Below are 1373 nucleotides of genomic sequence, written 5' to 3' on the forward strand. Positions count from 1 at the left end.
TCTTGGTAAGTATTTTTCTTTTTGGAATGAGCAATAATAGTGAGATTAATTAAATCTTCTTTTAATATTTTTAAAAATTTTTTAATTTGAACTAAGTCGTTGGGGGCGTTTGTGTTCCAACCCCCAATTCTAATTTCTTGACTAGTGTCGTTTTTCATTTCTTTTCTCCTTAATTTGATTTTTTGTTATAAAAATAAAAACCCTAAATAGTTAAATTTAGGGGTATATGTGCGTATTTGGGGTTATGTTAATGTTATTATTCATGTAGGTTTAATATATTAGTTTAAAAAAAGCAATAATTTTTAATTAATTACTTCTACTTTGTCTTCACCAAAGAAATGAACCGCTAAATCAACGATGATTTTCTTTTTGGCTTCTTCATAACTGATGTATGAATCTAAAAAACATTTTTGATATGCTTCTTTTCCAAATTGGCGTAATAAATCATCAACATCTTTACAAGTTTGGTCGTAAGGAGGTAAAATGCGTCTAATTTCATAAGGTATTTGTTGTGAGGTTAGTTGTTCTCCTAAGACTTCACTGCGTTTTCGGCCTGTTTCATCATTATCTAAGGCAATAATTGCTTTGATTTTTTCTTTTTTTAGAATTTCTATTTGTGATTTAGAAAGTAGTTGAGTGACACAAATGAGACCGACCACGTTTTTAATATTGTTTTGCCAACAATTAATGACATCAAAAAAACCTTCATGAATGATCATGGTTTTTGTTTGTTTGATAAAAGGTAACGCTTCAAAAAAACGATAACTAAAATGAAAGGTCGGTGTTTGACTAAAATTAGTTAAGGCTTGGTATTTTGGTTGAAAGTAAGATGCTTCCCGAAAATGATTTTGATAAAAATGAAAAGTTTGATGATAACCATTTTCAATGGGGATAATAATGGAACCATGAAAAGTATCGTGATAATATTTTTTACCTTGTTGATTGGTTTTTTCTTTAATAAAACCATATTCAATTAATTTTGTTGTATCGATATTTTGTTTTTTACAATAATTTACTAGACGAAAAGATAAAGGTTTATCAGATAATGGGGCATAACCTAGTTTAAATTCTTTAATGGTTTCTAGGGTTAATTTTCTTTTTTGAGTTAAATATTCTATTCCTGGTTGACTTTCGTTATTTCGGTTAGAAATTAATAAATAATGATAATAATCTCTAATTTGGTTAAATAAAGGTGATATTTCTTTAAATAATTGTTTCTTTTTGATATTAATTTCCTGTTCGTCAACTGGTTGTTTTGGTTTCATTGAATGATACGGCTGTTGAAAAGGGTTAATAGTTGTTTTAGTTATTTCTTTTTCTTGTTGACTTAAGGTTTTAAATTCGAAAGAATTCATAAATCCTTCTATTCTTTG

1 protein-coding gene is annotated in these 1373 nt (G+C 27.5%); it reads right to left on the reverse strand.

Annotated elements, in window-relative coordinates:
* Positions 1–302 precede the first annotated feature (302 nt).
* Positions 303–1355, reverse strand: coding sequence for a toprim domain-containing protein (locus RI01_RS03060; RefSeq protein ID WP_425311120.1), 1053 nt, complete (start codon positions 1353–1355; stop codon positions 303–305).
* Positions 1356–1373: the final 18 nt, after the last annotated feature.

The sequence above is a fragment of the Italian clover phyllody phytoplasma str. MA1 genome (genome assembly GCF_000300695.1).
In the GTDB taxonomy this organism is placed as follows: domain Bacteria; phylum Bacillota_I; class Bacilli_A; order Acholeplasmatales; family Acholeplasmataceae; genus Phytoplasma.

Bases quoted from the DNA above. Each gene is read 5' to 3' on its own strand.
- RI01_RS03060 (WP_425311120.1), bottom strand. From the start codon at position 1,355: ATGAATTCTTTCGAATTTAAAACCTTAAGTCAACAAGAAAAAGAAATA.